Raw genomic sequence first — 20,500 nt, forward strand, 5'->3', positions numbered from 1 at the left:
TGCATGCTAAAGGGTACGGATTTTAAGTCTGCGGCAAGGGATCCCCTACCAATAACGGGCAGAAGTCGCGTGTCAGCGGGGTGGAGGCGTGGGGTGCCTGCAAGATCCGGAAAAAGAGAATTTTTTTAAAACCACCAAGGAGAGATGTGGAAAAATGATGTCACAAATCAATGGGTTTTTTAAGCTTGTGGAAAATCAGACGTCCTTGCGGCAGGAGGTGATGGCAGGTCTCACCACCTTTTTGACCATGGCCTATATCATTTTTGTAAACCCCAATATCCTCGGGGATGCGGGGATGGATAAGGGGGCCCTGATCACTGCCACCATTCTCGCTTCTGCCCTGGCGACCATTCTCGTGGGGCTGTGGGCCAATGTTCCCTTTGCCATGGCGCCGGGGATGGGGCTGAACGCATTTTTTGCCTATACCCTGGTGCTGGGGCAGGGTATGGCCTGGCAGACGGCCCTGGGGGTGGTGTTCATCTCCGGCGTATTCTTTCTGATCCTGACCCTTATGGGAATCCGGAAATGGATCATCGCCGCCATTCCCATTCAGCTTCGTCTGGGAACGGCAGCGGGCATCGGCCTTTTCATCACTTTCATTGGGTTTCAGAATATGGGACTCATTGTGGACCATCCGGCAACCCTGGTGGGCCTTGGCGTCTTCACAACGCCTGTGGTTCTGGGGTTGGTGGGGCTGGCCCTCATCGCCGTGCTCGAAGTGATGGCTATCCGGGGTGCTATCCTTGTGGGAATTGTGGTGACCACCATTCTGGGCATGCTTTTCGGGCAGGTGGGGGTACCGGGCAGTATTTTTTCCATGCCGCCTTCCATAGCGCCCATTTTTCTGGAGCTTGATATTCTTGCGGCCCTGAAGTGGGGTTTCTTCGGTGCGATTTTTTCTTTTATGTTTGTGGATCTTTTTGACTCCATCGGTACGGTTGTGGCTTGTTCTTACGAGGCGGACATGGTGGACAAAGAAGGCAATATCCGCGCCATTGACCGGGTTCTGGAAGCCGATGCTGTGGCCACGGTGGCGGGCGCTCTGCTGGGAACCAGCACCACAACAACCTATATTGAATCCGGATCCGGCATTGCCCAGGGCGGGCGTACCGGGCTTACGGCGCTGACCACAGGCGTTCTTTTTCTTCTGGCCCTGCTGGTCACGCCCTTCATTGCCGTGGTGCCCGCCTTTGCCACAGCACCGGCCCTGGTCGTGGTGGGGATTTTTATGTTCAGGAATGTTCAGAAGATTGATTTCCAGGCCTTTGAGACAGCCCTGCCCGCCTTTCTCACCATCATCCTGATGCCCCTCACCTACAGCATCAGTATGGGACTTTGCGTAGGTTTCATTTCTTTTATCCTGGTATCCGTTTTTTCCGGCAAGATTCGAAGCATCCATCCGGTGATGTGGGCCATTGGTTTTTTCTCTGTGCTTGAACTGCTGCTCAAAGCCCTGTAATAAAAACCAGACACGGGCTTCCTGGCGGCGATGTGTTGTGCACATCGCCGCTTTCAGGGCAAAGCCTTTTTTTGTGGCATTTTTTATCACTGCCCCTTGAAAAGAGGGGTTTTTTCAGCAGATGCCTCTTCTGGAAGAAGGGCGCTTGCCGTGTATAAGGGGGAGGATGGAAACGGCCCACCATAAACAGTACATATCCGCAGAACAGATGGAAAAGGACTGCTGGGCCTTTGCCAAGGATCTTTTCCGCAAAGGTCTTGATTTTGATCTTTTTGTGGGAGTGACCCGGGGAGGCGCCCAGGTTTCCATCTACATGCAGGAAGTGTTCATGATCCTGACGGGTAAAAAGAAGGATTACGCTACGATCCAGGCCTGTTCTTACACGGGTTTTTTCAATGCCCGCAATGAGGTGGGAGTGGAGAATGTGGAGGCCGTGATCCGTCATGTGAAGCCGGGCATCCGGATTCTTGTGGTGGATGACATTTTTGACCGGGGAAAGACCTTTGAGGCGGTGCGGGATGCCATTGTGGCAAGGCTTCCCTATCCGGACGTCCATCTTTCCATGGCGGCCTTGTACTATAAACCGGAAAACAGTCAGGTTTCCATGAAACCGGATTACTTTTATCGGATTTTCGGAGCCAAGGACTGGATTGTTCTTCCCCATGAGCTGGAGGGGTTGAGCCGGGAGGAAATGGCCTGTAAGGGATTTGTCTGGCCATAAACGGGGGGGTGAAGGGAAGAAGATGAAGCTTTCAATTGTTGTGCCTGCATATAATGAAGAAGATCGCATCCGGATCACACTGTCGGAAACCCTGGCCTGGCTTGCGGAAAGAAATCTTGGGGCTGAAGTGTTGGTGGTGAGCGACGGAAGCCGGGATGGCACCCGCTCTGTGGTGGAAAATTTTCCGGTTCCAGAAGGTCTTGTGCTGCGCTGTCTTGAATATTTTCCCAACAGGGGCAAGGGCCATGCGGTGCGCTACGGCATGCTCAGGGCTCAGGGTGAGTGCATTCTCTTTATGGATGCAGACTATTCGGTGCCTGCGGATTTCATCCATACCGCCATGAACCTCATTGCAGAGGGTGCGGATATCGCCATGGCGTCCAGGGCCTTGCCGGGTGCGGCCATTACCAAGCACCAGAGACCCCTTCGGGAGCTTTCCGGAAAACTTTATACCCTGGTGCAGAACGCCTGGCTGGGTCTCGATTACCCGGATACCCAGTGCGGGTTTAAACTGTTCACCCGCAGGGCTTGCCAGGATCTGTTTTCCCGGCAGAAACTCAACAGTGTGATTTTTGATCCGGAAATTCTTTATCTGGCCCGGAGGCGGGGGTATCGGGTGGCCCAGTTTCCCGTGGTGTGGACCCATCAGGAGGATTCCCGCATCCAATACGATACCCTTGGAAAAACACTTTCTGTTTTCAGTGAGCTTTTCAGGATTCGCAGGCTGCATAAAAGAACCTTTGGCAGAGAAATGAGCTAGGGGATGTGGCGCCAGAAAGGAGGAAAAATTCCCCCCAGGGAAGTCCGATCCTCTTTTTCCCGATGGTGGCAGTGGTTCTGGGGAAAATCCGTTGAGGGTTTTGAAGAGGACCAGGCGCCATTGGTGAGGGAGCGAAACGGTCTTGTGCTGCTTCTTGGGGGGATTCTTTTTCCTTTTTTTCTTGTATCGGACTGGGTGTATTTTCCAGAGCAGATCAGAACCCTGGCTTCCTTACGCCTTGCAGCGGGCTTCTGCTGCCTTGGTTTTTTCTGGCTGAACCGGAAGGTGGATCTGGGGCTACACAGTTTCTGGCTGGGTTTTATCGGGTTTTACATCTGTGCCTTTGCCATGACCGCCATTGTTTCGCTCACAGGAGGCTACAGAACCTCCTACTATGCCGGTTTTCTCATGATCATTGTGGCTTTTGCCGCTCTCATGTCCCTGCCTCCCCGTCTTATGGCGCCTCATCTGCTGATTGCCTACCTGGTCTACATGGTTGTCACCTCCATGCAGAGCCCCATCGAAAGTTTTGCTCTGTTTTTTTTAAGTCATTTTCTTGTGCTGGTGACCGTTGGTATCTGTCTTGTGGCCGCAGGGGTGAGCCATCGCCTGCGGGTAAGGGAATACCTGTCCCGCAAGGCCCTGGAGGAAGCCCAGGGAAAGCTGAAAAAACAGGCCAGATCTCTGGCTGCCCGGGTCACCGAATCCCGCATGCGATACCGTCAGCTGGTGGAGCGCATGAATGACTGTCTGGGGGTGTCCGGACCGGATGGCAGGATTGTGTATGTCAATGATCGTTTCTGCGAGCTTTTGGGCTATGCCCGGGAAGCGCTTCTGGGGCGTCCCTTTGTGCATCTGGCGCCTGTGGAGATACATGAACAGGTGTGGGAGGAGTTTGCCAGGCGGAAAAAAGGGATTCGCAGCGCCTATGAATCCCTTCTCTGCCATAAGTCCGGCAGAAAAATACCCGTGATCATTTCCGCAGAAGCACTGATGGATGAGGCCGGAGAATTTCAGGGTAGCTTTGCCGTGATCACGGACATCTCAAGACAAAAGGAGATGGAAGAAGCGCTGAGGGCCACCTCAGAGCGCCTGCGCGCCATTCTGGACGCCACCACGGATGCGGTCATGCTGCTGGACCCGGATGGTGGAATTCTGGACATCAATGCCAGTGCTGCCCAGACCCTGGAGAAGTCTGCGGATGAACTCAAGGGTATGTGCGTGGAGAGCCTCTGGCCGCCTAAGGTGGCCGCCTGTCGTCTGCCCATGATTCGTAAGGTACTGGAAAGGGGAGCACCGCTCTACTTTGAAGAAGTTTGTGAGGCCCAGACCCTTTCTCACCATGTCTATCCCCTTTTGGGAAAAGAGGGCGGGGTCATTTCCGTGGCCCTCTTTTCACGGGATATCACGGTTCTGAAAAAGGCGGAGCGTCGCATTGCCCACTTGACCCATGAACTCCTGCGCGCCCTGGAAAATGAAAGGCACAGGATTGCAAGGGATCTGCATGACCATGTGGCCCAGGATCTTTCCTCGCTTCGCATCTCCTTTGAGGATCTTTCCCGGATGCTGGAGGGGCATCCAGCGGCTCGGCGCCAGGCTTCTCACATTTCCAGGCGATTGCAGGATGCCATCCGGGATCTGCGGGAGATTGCCTATGCCCTGCGCCCGCCGGATCTTGACACTCTGGGGCTTCCCCGCACGGTGTATCGGTATTGTCAGGAGTTTTCTGAGTATACGGGTATTCCTGTGCATTTTGTTTCTGCGGGCATGGAGACGGCGGTACGGGACTTTGATCGGGAAATCAACCTCTATCGACTGGTTCAGGAAGCCTTGAGCAATATCCGCAAACATGCGGGGGCCACCCAGGTGGATGTGCGACTCATTGCTTCCCATCCGGAAATGATTGTCCGGATTTCCGACAATGGCGTGGGGTTTGATGCGGACAACTGGGATGGAGCCGCTTCATGGGAAAGGGGAATGGGACTCAAAGGCATGGCCGAGAGGGTAGCTCTTCTGGGAGGCCGTTTTGAAATCCGTTCCAAACCAGGGCAGGGATGCAGAATCTGTGTGCGCATTCCCATGGAAACAAGCCTGGCCTTGGAAGGGCCGGAGATGAGCAAGGCGGATCCGCAGACCTGGGATGTCATGGATCTGTGACCCTCCCAGGTCCGGGCGTTTTCCTTAAGGGAGCGGGGAAGGACGCAGGAGAGGCAGAGGGGCTGCCCGGATGTCATCCGGTCTTGTGGGCTGCCAGCGAAGGCCTCCTTGAAAATCATAGCAGCGATAGATAAAAAGATCCCGGACCCTGCGGCCGTTACGGGTTACGGTAAAAACTTCCGGCTCATCGACCCGGCCGAAGACCTCAAGCAACCTTTCCCTGAAATCGGGCACACGAATAACCCCAATGGCATTTTTTCCCAGAAGTTCTTCGTCTTCCCACCAGTAATCATAGACATTGGGTCGCGTCCAGCGATTGATGGATACGGTTTTCGGCTGGCCGGGAATGTAAAAGGCCAGTTCACTGGCAATCTGATAGCGGATGCCGAAAAAGAAGGTTTCTGAGGCTTGGGGCATGGTCTGGGCCATTTCCAGAACCTGTTCGCCCAGCAGATCCCAGTCCCGTGTCTCGTAGGCGGCGCGGTCTTTATCCGGAGGAATGGGGAGGATGGGAGAAAGAACGTGGATGAGAAGAAGGGCTGTGAGTACAAGGCCGGATCCGATGGCCCAGGGCCATAATTTGCGGCCCCTTCTGTAAAAGGGGGTTTGGGGCGCAGGGGTTTTGGGACCAAAAAAGGCTGCGGCCAATACGGCTGCGGCCAGATAGCCCGCCGCAGGCCAGTTGCCGTAGATGCGGGCTTTAAGGCTGAGCAGGGCGAAAAAGAGAATCATGGGTAAAGAAGTGGCCATGAGGTAATGGCGTATCCATTTTTCGCCGGGTGCATCCTTGCGGAAAGCCCCAACCCAGGCAAACAGCACCAGGATGAAGATGATCGGGGTGATGAGCCCCATTTCCGAGCCCAGGTATTCAAAAAAATATTTAAGCGTAAAGGGCGTTTTTTCGTCCGCACCGCCCAGATGGGCCACATGCCGCAGGGAATTCCAGTTGTTGGAAGCGTTCCAGAGAATAACCGGTAAAAACATGAGACTGCCGAGGAGAACGGCGGCCCAGGGCCTGATACCTGCGAGGCGTTTTCTGTGTTCCCTTGAAAAAAGGCCATAGCCAAAGGCAAAAAGACCGAAAAGCACCATGGTGAACTTGGATAAAAGACCAAAGCCAAACCAGAAGCCCCCGGCAAGCCACTGGGACCAGCTGTTTTCCTCATAGGCTCTGGCCACATGATAGGTGGCCCCGGCCCAACCAGCCGCCTGGATACCATCTGCTGTGGAGAGAATTCCGCCCACCTGAAAGAGGAGTACGGACTGGGTGAGCAGGGCGGTGGCCAGGGCTGCGTCCTCTCCGTACCACCTGCGGGCCGTAAGGGTCATGTAAAGCCCGGCAATGCCCATTCCCAGAATGGAGGGCATGCGCACGGCCTGTTCCGTATGCCCCATGATCTCGCAGAAAAAACGGATAAGCCAGCCGATCATGGGGGCCTGGTCGTGGTAACCCCAGTCAAGGTGTCTGCCCCACTGCCAGTAGTTGGTTTCATCAGGAACCAGCATAAAAGCCCCTGCGTGGAAAAAACGCAGGAGCGTGAAGGCTGCCAGAATCAGAAGGGCCAGGGTAAAAGGACGCAGGCGTGTAAGGGGCATGGGCGTGCTTTCATTGGGAATGCGGAGTTTTTTTGAGGCATGGGACGCCGGGGAAAATAAAAAGCCGGAGGACTCGCAAAGGGCGCATCCTCCGGCCTGTGGGGGCTTACATTTCCGACCCGTTGATGGCATCCCGGAGCTTGCCGGAGCATTTAAAGGTCACCACCCGGCGGGGGCGGAGGATGAGGTCATCCCCTGTGGCGGGGTTGCGGCCTCGGCGGGCGTTTTTATCTTTAACGCAGAATTTGCCGAAACCGGAAATCAGGACATCTTCTCCTTCCGCCAACTGGTCTTTCATGATCATCAGCAGGGTCTCAACAATGTCCACGGATTTTTTTTTGTTGAAACCGATAAGGCTGATTTTCTCCACAATGTCGTTTTTGGTCAGCGCCATTCCTACTCCTGAGATTCTTTTACGTGTTTTTCCCCGCAGGTGTCTGTATCAGAGGGGATAGTTTTGCTGGTGATAAAGACGGTCAAAATAATATCCGTAATATTCCTCGTCCGGGTCGGTTGCGGATTCAGAAGCCGGGTTCCGACCAGCAAGCCAGAGTGTTTTGGCATAAAGGTAGAGTTCCCGGGTGAGAAGACTGGGATCGTTTACCACTTCACGGTTTTCCGCGACAAAACTGCCAGCGCCTTCCACCGCAGCCCTGAGACAGCGGATGCATTCGCTATCATCGCATCCCTGTTCACGGGAAGCGCGCAAAAGGGTATCAATGATTTTTTTGGTGACCCCTTCAACACCATCAATGCAGTTCATGGAGGTTCCATCCGAATACGGGAAAGGGTTCTGGCAGAAAGTCTCTGCATGAAAAAATTTACATATACGGCACTTAGGTGCAAGTCAAGCGGGTATCCCAAATCCGGGGGAGAAGAACCCCCAGCCTGGCCCGGATGTCCTGGCTCAGGGTACTTTATGGTTTCCATAAGAGAGTTTCAGCGAATATTTTTTTGGGGTTGTTCTCCCGGAGGATTCGTTTATGATGGGCCCGCTTTGCCGGGGCCTTCTCGTCTCCGCAGTTTTTTTTGGGGAGAAAGCCCTGGCCTGAGAGCCGGGTGCAGCGAACCATAAAATAAGGGATTTTTCGACAAGCGAAAAATCCCTCTGAATTCCGATGGAGCCGACGAGCAGAGTCGAACTGCTGACTTGCTGATTACGAATCAGCTACTCTACCTACTGAGTTACGCCGGCAACAAACGTGCAAATTCATACAGGGACTATGACGCAAAATCAAGAGAAAAAAACGCTTTCAGACCTTTTGGATCTTCTCGGGACCCAGGAGAAGGCGATGAATTGTGCGGGGGTTCCCGATGCGGCCCGTGCCTTTGTCACTGCGACCCTGGCGGCAAAGGAAAAGGGGCCTTTGCTCTTCATCACACCGGATCAGAAGACAGCAGAAGACATGCTGGAAAAACTGCATTTTTTCCAGGGAGATGCGGAACATAAGGCCGAGGTTTTTCCATCGTATCATGTGATGCCTTATCAATCCATGGCCTGCCATGTGGAAACCGTTGCCCGCCGCATCCGTCTGCTCCACAGATGTCTGTGCCATGAGCCCCCCCCCATTCTCATTGCATCGGCGGAAACCCTTGTGCAGCGTGTCCTGCCAAGGTCCGTGCTGGAAGCCTTTTCCAGGGTTCTCAGTGTGGGGGAGGAGGTAGAACGGGATGTTTTGGTATCCCGCATGCTGGCTGCGGGATACCAGCGCAGCACGCTGGTGGAGGAACCCGGAGATTTCGCCTTGAGGGGCGGAATTCTGGACCTGTATTCCCCGGCCCATGCGGATCCTGTGCGTATTGAGTTTTTCGGGGACCAGGTGGAATCCATACGCTTTTTTTCCGCAGTGACCCAGCGCAAGGCCCGGGACACGGAAACGGCGGTGATCCTGCCTGCAAAGGAGATGGTTCTTGAGCCTTCTTCTGTGGATGCGCTTCTGGGCCGGGTGCGTCAGGTGGCCGCAGAAGCGGGGTTTGGCCTTGCCAAGGTGAGGGAAGTGGTGGAGCGCATACGGGAGTCTGGCATTCATCCGGCCATTGAAGGCCAGCTTTCCCTTGTGTATCCGGAGCCTGAACTTCTGCTGGATTATCTGCCCAGGACAAGCCTTGTGGTGGTGGATGATGGGGTTGCGTGTGCAAGCCGCGTGGCGCGTCAGGCGGAGCGGGTGGCTTTGTGCCGGAAGGAAGCTCTGGAGGCGGAGCGGCCCGTAGTACCTCAGGCGGATCTTTACTGCGCCTGGGATGAGGTCATGGGCCGCATTGCCCAGGGCCGTTTTCTTGCTTTCCGGGATTTTGTCCACCTGGATGCGCAGGAGCCGGTGGTGCATCTGGGCATTGGGGAAAACATGGCCATCCGTGGCGAGCTGGGCGGACGCCAGGGAGGGATGCAGCCCCTTTTGCCCCTGGCCCACTGGTTGCAGGCCAGAGTCCGGGAAGGATGCCGGGTGGCCATCGTCTGTGCCACGGATTCTCAGGTTCGGCGGGTTGGAGATCTTCTTGGCGGATATGAGGTTCGTGTACGGGTGGCCGAGTCCTTTGGCGAAGTACTGAGGGCGCAGAGACCTGGAATTTTTGTCTGTGAAGGACGGTTGCGTGCAGGATTTGTCTGGCAGGCCCAGGGACTCGCCCTTATCAGTGAGGAGGAAATCTTCGGGGCCAAGAGACGGCGCTCCAAGGCCCTGAAAACAATGGCCAGGGACCGGTTTTTAAATCTGGGTGAGTTGCAGGAAGGCGATATTGTCGTGCATGCGGATCACGGCCTTGGACGTTTCGAAGGTCTTGAAAAACTCCGAATGAACGGCGTACTCAGTGACTTCATCCGTCTCACCTACCGGGATGGCGATCGTCTGTACCTGCCCGTGGACCGCATGGGGATTCTCCACAAGTATGTGGGTGTGGATGGCATTGAGCCCGTTCTGGACAAGATGGGCGGAAAGGGCTGGGACAAGGCCAGGGAAAAGGCCAGGGCTTCGGTGGAGAAGATGGCAGGGGAGCTTTTGAGTCTTTATGCGGCGCGCAAGGTACATGTGCGGGAGTCTTTTTCTCCTGTGGATGCGCGGTTCCAGGATTTTGAAGCCGCCTTTCGCTATGAGGAGACGCCGGATCAGCTGCGGGTTATCGGGGAGGTTTTGGAGGACATGGGCAACCCTTCTCCCATGGATCGTCTTGTCTGTGGGGATGTGGGCTACGGAAAAACGGAGGTGGCTCTGCGTGCGGCCTTCCGAGCGGTAATGGACGGGCGTCAGGTGGCGGTGCTGGTGCCCACCACCATTCTTGCAGAGCAGCATTACAGGACGTTTTCCCAGCGGTTTGACCGCTATCCCGTACGCCTGGCGGCTCTGGATCGCTTCCGAAGCGGCGGGGAGCAGAAAAAGATCCTCGCTGAAATGGCCGACGGCCGCCTGGATATTGTCATTGGCACCCACAGACTGCTGCAAAAGGACGTGCACTTTAAAAATCTTGGGTTGGTGATCATTGATGAGGAACAACGCTTTGGCGTGCGCCACAAGGAAATCCTCAAAAAAATGCGCGAAACCGTGGATGTGCTGGCCCTTACCGCAACCCCCATTCCAAGAACTCTGCACATGTCCCTCATGGGCATGCGGGACATCAGTGTCATCGCCACGCCACCGGAAGAACGTCAGGCCATTATTTCCTACATTTCCGGGTATGACGAAAGCGTGATCCGAGAATCCGTAACCCGGGAGCTGGAGCGGGGCGGGCAGGTTTTTTTTGTTCATAACAACATCCACTCCATTGAAGCCCAGGCGGCAAGGCTCCGGGAGCTGCTTGTGGATGTACGGATCGGCGTGGCCCATGGGCGGATGAAGGAAGAAGACCTTGAAAACCAGATGCTGGCTTTTATCCGAAAGGAAACGGACCTTCTCGTCTGCACCACCATCATTGAGTCCGGCCTTGACATTCCTTCGGCCAACACCATGATCGTGAATCGGGCGGACCGTTTTGGGCTTTCCCAGCTGTATCAGCTGAGAGGCCGCATCGGAAGAGGGGATGTGCAGGCCTATGCCTATCTCTTTGTGCCGGATGAAAATCAGCTGTCAAGGGATGCCATGCGGCGTCTGAAGGTATTGATGGAGCATTCGGATTTGGGCTCTGGTTTCCAGATTGCCATGAGCGACCTTCAGATCCGGGGGGGCGGAGCGGCTCTTGGGGCCAACCAGTCCGGTCACATTGCTGCCGTGGGCTATGATATGTTTCTCCAGCTGATGGAAAACGCCGTTTCTGAGCTGAAGGGAGAGCCGGTCCTGGATCCCCTGGAGCCGGAGATCACCCTTTCCATGGATGCTTATATCCCGGAGGCCTATGTGCCGGATATTGATCAGCGCATTGCCATTTACCGCAAGCTTTCCCGTATGATATCCATAGGCGAGATCAAGGTCTTCCGGGAGGAGCTTACGGATCGTTACGGTGCGTTGCCTTCGGAAGCGGCTAATATTCTTCTCAAGATCATGCTGAAGGTGCTTTGCGTGAAGGCCGGGGTGCGCAGATTGGATCTGAATGAGCGTCAGCTTCTGCTGACCTTTTCCGAGGTACACCAGAAGCGCCCCCTTGCCCTGGGTGAGGTGATGGAGGTTTTTCCCCAGGAAATGGTCTTTCTTTCCGATGGCAGTCTCAAGGTTCATCTGATCAAGGATCGCAGGCAACCCCCCATGGTCCAGGCCAGAAACATCTTGAAAGAAATAGTGACCCGTGTTAACGGCTGAGGGGTTGAAAATCTGCGTTTTCCGTCCCCTGGCCCTTCCACCTCCCCACTGAGAGGACGATGAAGCCCTTTTCCGGATCAATCTCCCTTCTTTTTTTTTCATCCAGCCTTCTGTTTATGCTCCTTTTACCGGGCTGCCGGGCATCGGACAGGGCGGATGGCGGGTGGATTCTGGCCGCAGGCGAGTTTCAGGTGAGCCTGAAAGAATATCGGGATACCTATGAAATCGCAAAGATGGCCTATGTACACAATATTCTCCAGGATGCGGGCGTACGCAGGGCCCTGCACCGCCGTGTGATCCATGACCTGGGAGAAGCGCTTTTTCTCCAGGCCGCAGCCTGGGAAACGGGTATCGAAATTTCAAAGACAGTTCTGGACGAGGCGGTGGCTGAAATCCGGGGTTTTTATCCGGAGGAGGTTTTCAGGCAGATGCTTGCGGAAAGCGCTATTTCCGAAAGGGCCTGGGAAAGTGCTTTGCGCCGCAGACTTCTGATGGAGAGGATTGCGGAAAAAATTGTTGACCGTGAACTTGAAATCACGCCGGAAGCCCTGCGTGTCTGTTTTCTGGAATACTGCGAAAGTCTGGGAAAAAAGCCTGAAGAAGTCCCCCTGACCGAAGCGTTGGCGGAAATACTGGTTGCCCGTTTCCGTAACCAGGAATCGGAAGAGGTTTACGGAAGATGGCTGCAGGGTATGCGAGAAAGGATGTCTGTCCGGATTAACTATGCGCTTCTTCATGAGGTGTTTCCGGAGACCCGGCCCCTGATGGCTGAATCGGGTGAAAGAGGCGGTGGGGAGATGCAGCCCCGTGACCCCGTCCTTGGCGAGGATATGCACGAGGAAGCAGGTTTAATACAATGACCAAGTTTTTCATGGGTGTTTTTGGAATTCTGTCGGCTGTTTTTGTTCTTTTTTCATCGGCTCCGGCCCAGGTGATCGTGGATCGGATTCTTGTGCAGGTGGATGATCGGATCATCACGAAGGTGGCCTTTGAAGAGGCTTTTGCTCCGATCCGGGCGCACATTGAGGGAGCGGATTATGGCGTTTCCGAAAAGGAAAGCCTTCTGGCGCGTTACCGGGAAGAACTGCTGGGCCAGATGATTGATCAGGCCATTACGGACATTGCGGTGGAAGAAGCGGGTATTCTCATTTCCGACCAGGAAGTGGATCAGACCATGGCCCAGTTCCGTCAGTCCCACGGACTTTCCGAGGAAGAATTTGAAAAAGCCCTCATGGCCGAAGGTCTGACCCTGGAGCTTTACCGTAAGCAGACCCGGGAGCAGATGCTGCGGGCAAGGCTTGTGAACTATAAGGTCCGGTCGAGAATCGTCATTACCCGTGAAGATGTGGAAAATTTTTATAAGAACAATCCCGAACGCTTTGGTGCAGGTAAGCGCTACCATTTGGCCCATATCCTTTTACCCTTTTCCAGGGAGATGACGGCGGAAGGTGAGGGCAACCTGAAGAAAAAGGCGGAAGAGATTCTGGAAAAGCTGCAGGCGGGTGCGGATTTCGGGGAGATGGCGCAAAAGGAGAGCGCTTCCACCATCGCAGGTCCGGGGGGGGAGCTGGGCTGGTTTGATCCGGCTGCGCTGTCCCCTGTCATTCGGGAGGCGGTTGGAAACCTTCCCATGGGGGGAGTCTCCAAACCCGTCCGGACGCCCCAGGGATTTCAGCTTTTCCGGGTGTTGGCAGTGGATGCCCAGCCTGCGCAGCCCCTGGAGGAAGTGGCGGATGCCATAGCCGATGAGCTTTATGAAGAAGAAGTAAACCGGAGATTCCGGCAGTGGATTACGGAGCTTCGGGAAAAGGTCCATGTCCGTATTCTGGATTGATGATCCTCTGTGCAAGGGTGACGGGCCGTGGAAGAAAAGTCCTTGGGGATGGAAGAAAGTTTTGGCGCCTATCTTCAGAATGGGCGCATGATGGCAGGGCTTCTCATAGCGGATGTGGCGAAAAAACTCTATGTGAGCAAGGAGACCCTGCGGTATCTGGAAGCAGAAGAACATGCCCGCCTCCCTCAGCCGGTATTTGTCCGGGGTTTTGTACGGAGTTATGCCCAGGAAATGGGGTTGGATGCGGAATATGCCATGGCTTTGTATCAGAAAGCGTATAAGGCCTGGGATGCCATGCAAAAGGAGGCTTTACGCAGGCAGATGCGCAGAAGGCGTTTTTTTCAACTTCTGCGGGCAACCCTGATTTCTGTTCTGATTGCGTTGGGATTGAGCTGGACGGGGGTATGGCTTTTTCATTTTTTTTCTTCGGAAGAAGGGCCCATGGAGGTCTCTTTGCCCGCAGCTTCCAGTACGCCTGTTCCCCAGAAATCCGTTCATACGGGTTATCGCCTGGAAGTCCGGGCTGTGGAGTCCACCTGGGTGAAAATTATCATTGATGAGGAACTTCCAAGGTCTTTTTCCATGAACCCTGGAGATGTCCTTGAATTTGATGCGGAAAAAGCCTATAATATCCTGATTGGTAGCGCGACAGGGGTACGCCTGCGCCTGAACGGCAAGGCGCTCCCCTTTTCTGGTGCGAGTGGGCAGGCGGTGAATCTGCTCCTTCCTTGAAATTCACCGCCTTTCCTTGACCCTGTTTTTCGGACCCGCCGATATCCCGGCTGCATCCTACCCCAAGGGCAGTTGCGGCATCGACCGGGTTTTTTTGCGTTCAAGAGACCGGGGGCATTATGTTTCATGATCGGCACACCATCCTTGTGGAAAGCATCAAGCGACTCTTACGCCGCAATGCGGTTCCGCATTTAAAGAAGATTGTCCGGAAAACCCATGCCGCGGATCTGGCCTATGCTTTCCGCTATATAGGACTTGCGGACCAGAAGCGTCTTTTTTCCATGATGACGGATGTGGAACAGCAGGGGCTTTTGCTTTCAGAGCTGGAGCAGGCTATTTTTCTGGAGTTTATCCGGGAAATGCCCGTGGACGACATTGTCCGCATTCTGGATGAGATGCCCAACGATGACGTGGCTGACCTTATAGGTCTCATGCCGCCGGAAACCGCTGCCGCTGTTCTTGAAAAGATGGAAAAGGAAGGCTCCGAAGAGGTGGAAGGCCTTCTGCGTTACAGCGATGATACCGCAGGCGGTATCATGACTCCGGATTTTGTGGCGCTTTCCCAGGATGTGACGGCAAAGGAGGCCATCGCCTCCCTGCAGACCGAACACCGAGACGTGGAAATGCCCTTTTACCTCTACGTGGTGGATGATTTAAAACGCCTTGTGGGGGTGATTTCCCTCCGCCAGCTGGTGGTGGTGAAGCCGGATACAAGGCTTAGGGAAATCATGAATCCGGATCTTGTGTCCGTGCAGACCTCCATGGACCAGGAGGAAGTGGCCAAGATTGTAGCCCGGTATGACATTCTCGCCGTTCCCGTTGTGGATGAGACGGGGGTTCTGGTGGGCATTGTCACCGTGGACGACGTTATCGACATTTTCCGCATGGAAGCCACGGAAGACATCCTCAAGATGGCGGGTGTGGGCGACATGTTCGTGGAAACCCAGACCATTCTGGGGGGTATCCGGATCCGTCTTCCCTGGCTTTTTGCCTCCTGCCTCGGTGGGATTCTGGCATTCTATGTCATTTCAGGATTTGAGGAAATATTGATTCAGTATGCCTATCTTGCCGCCTTTATGCCCGTCATTGCGGGCATGGGAGGGAACGTGGGCACCCAGTCTTCCACCATCGTGGTGCGCGGTCTTGCCACGGGCCGTCTTTCTCTTGGAGATTTCTGGCGGGTCATCGGCAAGGAGCTTCTTGTGGGGCTGGTTCTGGGGATGGTGTATGGTGCCATCATCGGCCTTGTGGCGGAGTTGCAGTACAGCATTCTCATGCTTACCATCGCCGTTTCCCTGGCCATGGTTTCTTCCATGAGTATTGCCGCCTTCATGGGCTCCCTTGTGCCCCTCACCCTGGCAAAACTGAAAATTGACCCCGCTGTGGCCACGGGGCCTTTTGTCACCACCAGTACGGACGTAATCACGGCCTATCTGTACTTTACCATAGCCACCAAGCTTCTGGGCATGTGAGGCACCGGGGAAAGGCTCCCATGGACATGGCTGACGATCCTGCCATTGTGATGCGCCGCGTGGAGTACGGCGACTATGACCTGATCCTGACCCTTTTTTCACGATCAAGGGGCAGAATCAGCGCCATTGCCAAAAATGCGAGAAAAAGCCGCAGGCGTTTTTCCGGACGCCTGGAGCTTTTTTCCATCCTGCATCCGGAGTTGAGCCTTCCCAAATCCGGGGCCTTGCCCGTTCTTCAGGAAGTCCGCCTTCTGGAACCCCTTGAAAATCTGCGGACGGACTTCATCCGCATGGGATATGCGGCCTACTGGTCGGAAATTTTATGCCTCTGGCTGGAGGAAGCCGCACCCCAACCAAAACTTTATGGCCTTTTTCAGGAGATGCTCCGGGGGCTGCATGGCGGGGTTGATTCTCCGGATGTGCTGAGTCTCATCTGTCAGCTGGGTTTTCTGACCCTTGCAGGGCTTTCTCCGGGTCTTGATACCTGTGGGGGGTGCGGTGCGGCTCTGGGGGAGACCCGGGCCGGTCGCATCCGTTTTGATTATGGGCGGGGGCGGATTCTCTGCGGCACCTGCGCTCCCATTTCCAGGGTGCATCCCATGGCACCGGGAACGGTCAAGACCCTTTCCTGGCTTCAGGGAAAGGATACGGTTTCTGCCCGGCGCATGCAGTTTTCAAGGGAGGCACGTCAGGAGGGGCTTGCCTTTCTTGAGTCCTTTGTGGCCTTTCATCTGGGGCGGGATTTTCGTTCCCTGAAATACCTGCGCAGTGTGCGGCGGGATGTCTGGCCCGGTTTTGCCGTGGAGGAAGGGCTGGGGGAATGCCGCCTGCTTCGCCATGGTGTCTGAATTATCCATACCCGAACCGAAACTCATCTTTACAGAAAGGGAAAGATCCGTGGACGGTCTGAGACCGGAAAAGGAAGTGGCGGCTTCCGCACCCTGCAGGGTGGATCTGGGGGGAACCCTGGACCTGCCTCTTTTTTATTATGGCCTTGGGCCGGAAAAGGCCTGCACCTTCAATATGGCCCTGAATCTGCGTACCCAAGTGCGGCTGCGACCCTTTGCCAGGGGGCGGGTGCGTGTGGTATCCAGGGGTTTTCCCGCAGCGGAGTTTGATTGCGGCCAGGCACCCTACACCCACCCCCTCGGGCTTGTATTTGCCATTCTGGATGCCTTCCATGCGCGGGATCTTTGTGTGGAGATCGTGTCTGAATCTCCTCCGCGAAGCGCTCTTGGCGGATCTTCGGTTATGGCTGTGGCCCTTGTGGCCCTGCTCATGCGTCTTCGATGCCCGGACCTTGTCAAAGCTGCGGATGTGGCGCTGTGCGCAAGGGATCTGGAGTCGAGTGTGGCCGGTGTGCCCTGCGGCATGCAGGATCATCTGGCGGCGGCCTTCGGCGGTATCCATCTCTGGGAGTGGGATGGCGGGAATCCCCGGTCCCTGTGGCGGAAGAAAACCCTGGTGCAGCCGAAAGGCTATCCTGGGATGGCCTCCCGCATGCTGGTGGCCTATGGAGGAGAACCCCACGATTCTCTGGATGTGAACGGACGGTGGGTGCGGGGATTTGCCGAAGGAAAGACCCGGGCGGCCTGGGAGGACATTGCCCTCCTGACCCGGCATTTTGCCGGGGCTTTAGAGACGGGAGATCTGGAAACAGCCGTGCGCTGTATGGAAGAAGAGCTTGAAATCCGTCTGCGGCTCACGCCGGATGTTCTGGATCGGGCGGGCCTATGTCTTGCCGCTGCGGCCCGGGAGCTGGGCTGCGGGGTGCGGTTTGCCGGCGCGGGCGGTGGCGGCTGCCTCTGGGCGCTGGGAACTGAGGAGGCGGTGAGAGCCCTGCGCACAAAATGGCAAGGCCTCATGCAGGATCTGCCCGGTGCCTGTATACTGGACGCCGCACCTGAAAAGGATGGCATTCTGTTTGAAAATATGGCGTCATGATTTCAGGGGATGACCTTGAACAATCACCGGAAGAAGGCTGAACAGTTACGTTTTTTTGAACCTCTCAGCAGATAAGGATAACGGACATGCGGTTTCAGGATATCATTTTCACCCTGCAGAAATTCTGGGCGGACAGGGGATGCGTGCAGGCCCAGCCCTATGATCTGGAGGTGGGGGCAGGCACCTTCCATCCCACAACCCTCCTGAAAGCCCTGGGTCCGGAACCCTGGAGCGTGGCCTATGCCCAGCCCTGCCGCAGACCCACGGACGGTCGCTACGGGGAAAATCCCAACCGGATGCAGCACTACTACCAGTTTCAGGTCATCATCAAGCCCTCGCCTCCCAATGTGCAGGAGATGTACCTCGACAGCCTGAAGGCCATTGGTGTGGATCCTCTGGCCCACGACATCCGTTTTGTGGAGGACGACTGGGAATCCCCCACCCTGGGCGCTTCGGGGCTGGGCTGGGAAGTCTGGCTGGATGGCATGGAAATTACCCAGTTCACCTATTTTCAGATGACAGGCTCCATTGAGGTAAAGCCCGTGAGCGTGGAGCTGACCTATGGTCTGGAGCGCATTGCCATGTACCTTCAGGGGGTGAACAGTGTCTATGACCTTATGTGGAACGACACCGTGACCTATGGGGATATTTTCCATCAGCAGGAAGTGGAGCAGAGCCGCTACAATTTTGAGGAGGCCAATGTGCCCCTTCTCTTTGATCTGTTTGCAAAATTCGAGTCTGAGGCCAAACGGCTCATTGAAAAGAACCTGGTGCTGCCCGCCTATGAGTTCGGTCTGAAATGCTCCCACACCTTCAATCTCCTGGACGCACGGGGGGCCATCAGCGTGACGGAGCGTACGGGGTATATCGCCCGCATCCGGAACATCGCACGGGCCTGCTCCGAGGCCTATCTGGCCCAGCGGGAGGCCATGGGCTTTCCCCTCCTCAAAAAATAACCCTTTTCCAGGAAAAGCCTGCATCCATGAAGGACAGAGAATGATGAAAACCCTGCTTTTTGAAATCGGAACCGAAGAGATTCCCGCAGGCTATCTGGATCCTGCGGTGGCGGCCCTGGCCGCCTTTCTGGAAAAGGAGCTGACGGCTGCCCGTGTGGATTTTGGCGCTGTGGAAACCTTTGTCACCCCCCGTCGCCTTGCGCTGCGCATTGGCAATGTGGCCCTGATGCAGCGTCCGGAAACCACGGAAATGATGGGGCCTCCGGAAAAGGCCGCCTTCGGGCCGGACGGAACCCCCGGTGTGCCTGCGGTGAAGTTTGCGGAAAAGGCGGGGATTTCTCTGGAAAAGATCGAAATCCGGGACACGCCCAAAGGCCGCTACCTTTTTGCCCGCGTGGAGGAAAAGGTAAGACCTGTGGCGGAGCTTCTTACGGAGCTTCTGCCCGCTGCCGTACGGGTCCTTCCCTTTCCCAAGACCATGCGCTGGGCCCATACGGACCTGGCCTTTGCCCGGCCCATTGTGGGTTTTGTGGCCCTTTTCGGAGAAGAGGTGATTCCCTTTGAGCTGGAGGGCATCCCTTCAGGTCGCAGCACCACAGGACACCGTTTTCACCATACGGCCCCCCTTACCATCGATCTTCCGGAAAACTACGAGAACATCCTTAAAAAGGGGGGTGTCATCGTGAACGTGGCGGAGCGTAAGGCTGCCGTGGCCGCAAGCGTGGAAGCCGTGGCTGCGGCCGCAGGCGCGAAGGTGATTGCCGATGAGGGGCTCCTTGACATCAACACCCACCTTGTGGAGGCGGCCTATCCTGTGATGGGAAGTTTTGATGCCGCTTTTCTGGAGGTGCCGAGGGAGGTGCTCATCACCTCCATGCGGGAGCATCAGAAATATTTTGCCGTGGAGGATCCCGAGGGGAAACTGCTTCCCAACTTCATTGCCGTGAACAACACCTGCCCCAAAGACATGAACCTTGTGAAAGAGGGGCATCAGCGGGTGCTGCGGGCCAGGCTTTCCGATGCCCGATTCTTCTGGGATACGGATAAAAAGGCCAGTTTTGATCAGTGGAACGGGAAGCTGGAGCAGGTTCTGTTTCAGGCAAAGCTTGGCACCATTGCCGAAAAGGTGGCAAGAATCCGGGCGCTCTCGGCGCGCATTGCCGGGGTGCTGAAGCTGGATGCGGCACTTGTGGCGGACATCGACCGTGCGGCAGGCCTCTGCAAGGCCGACCTTGCCTCCCAGATGGTTTATGAGTTCCCGGAGGTACAGGGGGTGATGGGCCGGGCCTATGCCCTGCTCTGGGGGGAAAGTGAGCGGGTGGCCTTTGCCATGGAAGATCACTACAAACCCCTTGGCAGCGGAGGCAGCCTGCCGAGGGATCTCTGCGGGGTGGTGCTGGCCATGGCGGACAAGCTCGATACCCTCTGCGGCTGTTTTGCCGTGGGGCTGAGGCCCACGGGAGCGGCAGATCCCTTTGCCCTGCGCCGGGCCACTTTAGGTATCCTTCAGATGCTGCTTGGGCGGGATCTTTCCCTTTCCCTTGGGGATCTTGTGGGCTTTGGTCTTGAAATTCTCGGAGACAGGAAGACCGAGGATACGGAAGAAACCCGCCGTGCGGTTCTGGAGTTCATGCGGACCCGCCTTTCCAACCTGCTTGCGGAGCAGGGACTTTCCAGGGAAAGCCTTGCCGCTGTTTTTGCTGTGGAGGGGGATTGCGTCCCTGAAATCCGCAGACGGGCCGAGGCCCTTGATCGCATGAAACACCATGCGGACTTCATGGCCCTGGCAGGGGCTTTCAAGCGTGCGGCCAATCTTTTGAAAAAAGCAGGGGAGGTGAAGCCCGAAGTAAGCCCCGCCCTTCTTGCGGAAGTTTCCGAGAAAAATCTCCATGAAGCCCTGATGCGCTGTACAAAGACCGTGGAAGAGCAGATGGCCTCAGGGGATCTGGATGCGGCCCTTGCCACCATCGCCACCCTTCGGACGCCGGTGGATGCCTTTTTTGATGGCGTTATGGTCATGGCCGAGGAGGAGACCTTAAGGGCCAACCGCCTGGGGCTTCTTGCCATTCTTGCGGCCCTTTTTGGCCGCATTGCGGATTTTTCCCGCATGGGCTGAAACGGATCTTTTTTTCCGGGAGTCTGGCA

16 protein-coding genes and 1 tRNA gene are annotated in these 20,500 nt (G+C 55.8%); 13 read left to right on the plus strand and 4 right to left on the minus strand.

All coding sequences use genetic code 11. The features are described 5' to 3' along the window. Positions 1 to 154: 154 nt before the first annotated feature. From RBR60_RS01685 to RBR60_RS01700, 4 genes are all read left to right on the plus strand, one after another. On the plus strand, positions 155 to 1,459 hold the full coding sequence (locus tag RBR60_RS01685) for an NCS2 family permease (RefSeq protein ID WP_320353951.1): 1,305 nt from the start codon (positions 155 to 157) through the stop codon (positions 1,457 to 1,459). Between the two features lie 166 nt (positions 1,460 to 1,625). Beyond that, positions 1,626 to 2,180: a phosphoribosyltransferase gene (locus RBR60_RS01690; protein ID WP_320353953.1), complete on the plus strand. Its 555-nt coding sequence runs from the start codon at positions 1,626 to 1,628 to the stop codon at positions 2,178 to 2,180. A 22-nt stretch (positions 2,181 to 2,202) separates the two neighbouring features. Next, positions 2,203 to 2,940: a dolichyl-phosphate beta-glucosyltransferase gene (locus RBR60_RS01695; protein ID WP_320353954.1), complete on the plus strand. Its 738-nt coding sequence runs from the start codon at positions 2,203 to 2,205 to the stop codon at positions 2,938 to 2,940. A gap of 3 nt (positions 2,941 to 2,943) precedes the next feature. Further along, a complete protein-coding gene (locus RBR60_RS01700; RefSeq protein WP_320353956.1) occupies positions 2,944 to 5,097 on the plus strand; it encodes a PAS domain S-box protein in 2,154 nt (717 codons plus the stop codon). 24 nt (positions 5,098 to 5,121) lie between these two features. Here RBR60_RS01700 and RBR60_RS01705 read toward each other — a convergent pair whose 3' ends face one another. From RBR60_RS01705 to RBR60_RS01720, 4 genes are all read right to left on the minus strand, one after another. Next, the gene (locus RBR60_RS01705) at positions 5,122 to 6,693 is read right to left on the minus strand and encodes a glycosyltransferase family 39 protein (RefSeq protein ID WP_320353957.1); all 1,572 of its coding nucleotides are present in this window, start codon (positions 6,691 to 6,693) and stop codon (positions 5,122 to 5,124) included. A gap of 106 nt (positions 6,694 to 6,799) precedes the next feature. Beyond that, a complete protein-coding gene (locus RBR60_RS01710; RefSeq protein ID WP_320353958.1) occupies positions 6,800 to 7,087 on the minus strand; it encodes an integration host factor subunit alpha in 288 nt (95 codons plus the stop codon). Between the two features lie 48 nt (positions 7,088 to 7,135). After that, positions 7,136 to 7,456: a hypothetical protein gene (locus RBR60_RS01715; RefSeq protein WP_320353960.1), complete on the minus strand. Its 321-nt coding sequence runs from the start codon at positions 7,454 to 7,456 to the stop codon at positions 7,136 to 7,138. Positions 7,457 to 7,812: 356 nt separating this feature from the next. Next, a tRNA-Thr gene (locus RBR60_RS01720) sits at positions 7,813 to 7,888 on the minus strand. A gap of 97 nt (positions 7,889 to 7,985) precedes the next feature. On the opposite strand from RBR60_RS01720, the gene mfd reads away from it, so the two are divergent. The 9 genes from mfd (at position 7,986) to glyS (ending at position 20,471) form a co-directional block, all read left to right on the plus strand. Then, positions 7,986 to 11,417 carry a transcription-repair coupling factor gene (mfd, locus tag RBR60_RS01725; RefSeq protein ID WP_320353961.1) on the plus strand — a complete coding sequence of 1,144 codons (3,432 nt, stop codon included), beginning with the start codon at positions 7,986 to 7,988 and terminating at the stop codon, positions 11,415 to 11,417. A 116-nt stretch (positions 11,418 to 11,533) separates the two neighbouring features. Next, entirely contained in the window at positions 11,534 to 12,277 is a 744-nt protein-coding gene (locus RBR60_RS01730; RefSeq protein ID WP_320353962.1) for a SurA N-terminal domain-containing protein, read from the plus strand. Beyond that, positions 12,274 to 13,251 carry a peptidylprolyl isomerase gene (locus RBR60_RS01735; protein ID WP_320353963.1) on the plus strand — a complete coding sequence of 326 codons (978 nt, stop codon included), beginning with the start codon at positions 12,274 to 12,276 and terminating at the stop codon, positions 13,249 to 13,251. The genes RBR60_RS01730 and RBR60_RS01735 overlap by 4 nt, the downstream gene beginning before the upstream one ends. A gap of 27 nt (positions 13,252 to 13,278) precedes the next feature. Beyond that, a complete protein-coding gene (locus tag RBR60_RS01740) occupies positions 13,279 to 13,983 on the plus strand; it encodes a helix-turn-helix domain-containing protein (RefSeq protein ID WP_320353965.1) in 705 nt (234 codons plus the stop codon). 119 nt (positions 13,984 to 14,102) lie between these two features. Next, the gene (gene mgtE / locus RBR60_RS01745) at positions 14,103 to 15,455 is read left to right on the plus strand and encodes a magnesium transporter (RefSeq protein ID WP_320353966.1); all 1,353 of its coding nucleotides are present in this window, start codon (positions 14,103 to 14,105) and stop codon (positions 15,453 to 15,455) included. A 20-nt stretch (positions 15,456 to 15,475) separates the two neighbouring features. Then, the gene (gene recO, locus RBR60_RS01750) at positions 15,476 to 16,303 is read left to right on the plus strand and encodes a DNA repair protein RecO (protein WP_320353968.1); all 828 of its coding nucleotides are present in this window, start codon (positions 15,476 to 15,478) and stop codon (positions 16,301 to 16,303) included. A gap of 49 nt (positions 16,304 to 16,352) precedes the next feature. Further along, a complete protein-coding gene (locus RBR60_RS01755) occupies positions 16,353 to 17,399 on the plus strand; it encodes a galactokinase (protein WP_320353969.1) in 1,047 nt (348 codons plus the stop codon). 86 nt (positions 17,400 to 17,485) lie between these two features. Continuing rightward, positions 17,486 to 18,355 (plus strand): glycine--tRNA ligase subunit alpha, encoded by an 870-nt coding sequence (gene glyQ, locus RBR60_RS01760; protein ID WP_320353970.1) that lies wholly within the window; start codon positions 17,486 to 17,488, stop codon positions 18,353 to 18,355. A gap of 40 nt (positions 18,356 to 18,395) precedes the next feature. Further along, a complete protein-coding gene (gene glyS, locus RBR60_RS01765) occupies positions 18,396 to 20,471 on the plus strand; it encodes a glycine--tRNA ligase subunit beta (RefSeq protein ID WP_320353972.1) in 2,076 nt (691 codons plus the stop codon). The last annotated feature ends 29 nt before the right edge of the window (positions 20,472 to 20,500 follow it).

The sequence above is a fragment of the Desulfobotulus sp. genome (assembly GCF_034006065.1).
Classification (GTDB): domain Bacteria; phylum Desulfobacterota; class Desulfobacteria; order Desulfobacterales; family ASO4-4; genus Desulfobotulus.

Coding starts and splice junctions, on each gene's coding strand:
- RBR60_RS01685 (WP_320353951.1), top strand. CDS start 155: ATGATGTCACAAATCAATGGGTTTTTTAAGCTTGTGGAAAATCAGACG.
- RBR60_RS01690 (WP_320353953.1), top strand. CDS start 1,626: ATGGAAACGGCCCACCATAAACAGTACATATCCGCAGAACAGATGGAA.
- RBR60_RS01695 (WP_320353954.1), top strand. CDS start 2,203: ATGAAGCTTTCAATTGTTGTGCCTGCATATAATGAAGAAGATCGCATC.
- RBR60_RS01700 (WP_320353956.1), top strand. CDS start 2,944: ATGTGGCGCCAGAAAGGAGGAAAAATTCCCCCCAGGGAAGTCCGATCC.
- RBR60_RS01705 (WP_320353957.1), bottom strand. CDS start 6,693: ATGCCCCTTACACGCCTGCGTCCTTTTACCCTGGCCCTTCTGATTCTG.
- RBR60_RS01710 (WP_320353958.1), bottom strand. CDS start 7,087: ATGGCGCTGACCAAAAACGACATTGTGGAGAAAATCAGCCTTATCGGT.
- RBR60_RS01715 (WP_320353960.1), bottom strand. CDS start 7,456: ATGAACTGCATTGATGGTGTTGAAGGGGTCACCAAAAAAATCATTGAT.
- mfd (WP_320353961.1), top strand. CDS start 7,986: ATGAATTGTGCGGGGGTTCCCGATGCGGCCCGTGCCTTTGTCACTGCG.
- RBR60_RS01730 (WP_320353962.1), top strand. CDS start 11,534: ATGCTCCTTTTACCGGGCTGCCGGGCATCGGACAGGGCGGATGGCGGG.
- RBR60_RS01735 (WP_320353963.1), top strand. CDS start 12,274: ATGACCAAGTTTTTCATGGGTGTTTTTGGAATTCTGTCGGCTGTTTTT.
- mgtE (WP_320353966.1), top strand. CDS start 14,103: ATGTTTCATGATCGGCACACCATCCTTGTGGAAAGCATCAAGCGACTC.
- recO (WP_320353968.1), top strand. CDS start 15,476: ATGGACATGGCTGACGATCCTGCCATTGTGATGCGCCGCGTGGAGTAC.
- glyQ (WP_320353970.1), top strand. CDS start 17,486: ATGCGGTTTCAGGATATCATTTTCACCCTGCAGAAATTCTGGGCGGAC.
- glyS (WP_320353972.1), top strand. CDS start 18,396: ATGATGAAAACCCTGCTTTTTGAAATCGGAACCGAAGAGATTCCCGCA.